Raw genomic sequence first — 2900 nt, 5'->3', positions numbered from 1 at the left:
GGCCGGGGGCGGGCCAGCGCGACGCGTGCACCGCGTCCGCGCCCCAGTCCAGCAGCCTGCGCACAAAGAAGTCCGGGGAGAGGGAGATCACCGCGCAGTGCTCGCCCTGCTCCCGGATGCCCGCCCACACCTCCCGGATCCCCGCGAGCCACGGCGCCCCGGCGAAGGCCCGGTCCACCACCTGGTCCGTCAGCTCCGACCAGAGCGCGCACGCCCGCACCGCGAACTGACCCGGCGCCAGCTCCTGGGCCGCGAAGGCGCGTTCCAGCTCCTGGATCTCCCGCTCGACCCCGAGCTGCTGCGAGATCTCCACGGGCGCGGCGGAACCGTAGAGCAGGGTGCCGTCCAGGTCGAACAGATGCAGTCGTGTCATACGGTGATCGTATGGGCTCGGGGTGCGGGGAAGCCGGGCGCGGAGCCCCGGGCTCCTTCCCTGCTCCGGGGGCCGCGCCGCGTACGCGGCGGCGAGTAGCGGCGGATACTCCCCTGGTCAGACGCCGTGCGGGGGTGCCGCGGTGCACCTTCGCAGCATGCAGCGACTCTCCCGCCCCGCTCGCCGGGCCCTCCTCGTCGTCCATGTCACCTCCTCCGCCTGCTGGCTGGGGCTCAGCCTCTGCCTGCTCGCCCTCGGCCTCACCGGCGCCGCGACCGGGGCCGGGAGCGACGCGGGCGCCGGCGCCTACCGCTCCATGAAGGTCTTCGGCGACTGGCTGCTGACGCCGGTCGCCCTGCTCACCCTGCTGACCGGGCTGCTCCTCTCCCTGGGCACGCCCTGGGGGCTGGCGCGCTACCGCTGGGTCTACACCAAGTTCTGGCTGACGCTGGCGACCACGGCCGCCAGCGTTCTCGCCTTCCGCGCCACCATCAACGAGGCCGCCTCCGCGGTGGGGGCGGGCGACGAGGTCGGTGCGGTGGACCTGGTGATCCCGCCCTCCGTCTCGCTCGCCGCCTATGCCTTCATGACGGCCATCTCCGTGCTCAAGCCCTGGGGCCCGACCCGGCGGGGGCGCGCGGCACGCCGCCGGGACCGGGGCCGGGCGGATCAGTCGGCCGCGCCCACGGGCCGCCGGACCTCGGCCGGGGCATGACCGCTCACCACCCGCCCGGCGGCGCCCCGCGCCCGGCCGCCCCCGGCCGGGCCGCCGCCCGCCGGGCCACCGCCCGCCGTGCCGCGCCGCTCCAGCAGCGCGGAGGTCACGGCCAGCGCCAGCGCGCTCAGCGCCAGCAGCGCGCCGACCCAGTTGGGCGCGGTGACCGGGAGGCCCGCGTGGAGCACCAGGCCGCCGAGCCAGGCCGCCAGAGCGTTGCCGAGGTTGAATGCGCCGATGTTGACGGCCGAGGCCAGCGTGGGCGCCTGGGCGGTCTGGTCGAGCACCCGCTTCTGCAGCGGCGGCACCGTGGCGAAGCCGAAGGCGCCGATCAGGGCGAGGGTGACCGCGGCGGCGATCTTGTCGTACGCGGTGAAGGTGAACAGGCCGAGGGTGAGCGCCAGCGCGGTGAGCGCCGTGCAGAGCATGGGCATCAGCGCCCGGTCGGCGAACCGCCCGCCCACGAGGTTCCCCGCCACCATCCCGGCGCCGAAGAGGGCCAGCAGCCAGGTGACGGACGAGGAGGCGTACCCCGCGCCGTCGGTCATCATCGGGGCGATGTAGGTGATCGCCGCGAAGACCCCGCCGAAGCCGAGCACCGTCATCCCCATGGCGAGCAGCACCTGGGTGTTGCGGAAGGCGGCCAGCTCGCCGCGTATCCCGCCCCGACCGGTCTCCCCCTGGCCGCTTCTGTCCTGGCCGGACGCGGTGGGCTCCGGGCGCCGGCGCGGGTCGTCGTGCGGCACCAGCGCCGCGACGCCGAGCAGGCCGAGCACTCCGAGCGCGGCGACGGCGGCGAACGTCCAGCGCCAGCTCGTCTGCTGCCCGAGCAGGGTGCCGAAGGGGACGCCTATGACATTGGACAGCGTCAGACCCGTGAACATCAGGGAGATGGCCGCCGCCTTCCGGTGCGGCGCGACCAGCCCGGCGGCGACGATCGAGCCGATCCCGAAGAACGCGCCGTGCGCGAGGGAGGCGATCACCCGGCCCGCGAGCATCACGCCGAACACCGGCGCGACGGCGGAGACCAGGTTGCCCAGGATGAACAGGCCCATGAGCGCCATCAGCATCCGCTTGCGGGACATCCGGGCGCCGAGGATGGCGAAGACCGGCGAGCCGATGAGGACGCCCAGGGCGTACCCGGAGGCGAGATATCCGGCGGTGGGGACCGAGACCCCGAAGTCGGCGGCGACCTCGGGCAGCAGTCCCATGATCACGAACTCGGTGGTGCCGATGCCGAAGGCACCGATGGCGAGCGCGAGCAGGGCTAGTGGCATGGCGGACTCCGGCCTCCAGCTACATCAGTGCGTGCGATGACTACGAGCACACACAATAATTGCAGACGCGGAATAATTGCAAGCGCTGGATATTGCACGAAAGAGGTATCCTGTGTGCAGGGCACCACCGCCGCGCCGCTGCCCCCGGCCGTCGAAGGAACCGTCGAAGGAGCCGCCCATGTCCCGCCCCGACCCCGGCCTCGCCCACGGCTGGTGCGCGCTCTCCGCCCTGCACAGCCGGATAGAGGCCGAAATCGAGCGCGCGCTGCAGGCCCGGCACGACCTGAGCGTCCGCGAGTTCTCCGTCATCGAGGTGCTCAGCGATCAGCACGACGGCCCGCGCGGCCACTACCGCATGAACGAGCTCGCCGATGCCGTCGTCCTCAGCCAGAGCGCCACCACCCGGCTGGTCTCCCGGCTGGAGGACCGCGGCCTGCTGACGCGCTATCTGTGCCCGGACGACCGCCGGGGGATCTACACCGACGTCACCGAAGCGGGCCACACCCTCCTGGAGGCCGCCCGCCCCACCCACGAC

At 73.4% G+C, this 2900-nt stretch carries 4 protein-coding genes; 2 read left to right on the top strand and 2 right to left on the bottom strand.

The window, feature by feature from the left end; translation table 11 throughout:
* The coding region (locus tag G5C65_RS34815) for a haloacid dehalogenase-like hydrolase (RefSeq protein ID WP_206442613.1) at positions 1-373 on the bottom strand (373 nt) is incomplete at its 3' end.
* Positions 374-530: 157 nt separating this feature from the next.
* Here G5C65_RS34815 and G5C65_RS34810 point away from each other — a divergent pair.
* The gene (locus G5C65_RS34810) at positions 531-1088 is read left to right on the top strand and encodes a DUF2269 domain-containing protein (RefSeq protein WP_165303060.1); all 558 of its coding nucleotides are present in this window, start codon (positions 531-533) and stop codon (positions 1086-1088) included.
* Here the strand turns inward: G5C65_RS34810 and G5C65_RS34805 are convergent.
* On the bottom strand, positions 1043-2365 hold the full coding sequence (locus G5C65_RS34805) for an MFS transporter (RefSeq protein ID WP_165303059.1): 1323 nt from the start codon (positions 2363-2365) through the stop codon (positions 1043-1045). The two genes, G5C65_RS34810 and G5C65_RS34805, sit on opposite strands and share 46 nt — an antisense overlap.
* 178 nt (positions 2366-2543) lie before the next feature.
* On the opposite strand from G5C65_RS34805, the gene G5C65_RS34800 reads away from it, so the two are divergent.
* Positions 2544-2900: MarR family winged helix-turn-helix transcriptional regulator (locus tag G5C65_RS34800; RefSeq protein ID WP_165303058.1), on the top strand; the 357-nt coding region annotated here is incomplete at its 3' end.

The organism is Streptomyces boncukensis (assembly GCF_011045075.1).
GTDB lineage: Bacteria > Actinomycetota > Actinomycetes > Streptomycetales > Streptomycetaceae > Streptomyces > Streptomyces boncukensis.
The sequence above is the reverse complement of the archived record's forward strand: the minus strand, read 5'-3'. Positions and strand labels throughout refer to the sequence as shown.

Coding starts and splice junctions, on each gene's coding strand:
- G5C65_RS34810 (WP_165303060.1), top strand. CDS start 531: ATGCAGCGACTCTCCCGCCCCGCTCGCCGGGCCCTCCTCGTCGTCCAT.
- G5C65_RS34805 (WP_165303059.1), bottom strand. CDS start 2,365: ATGCCACTAGCCCTGCTCGCGCTCGCCATCGGTGCCTTCGGCATCGGC.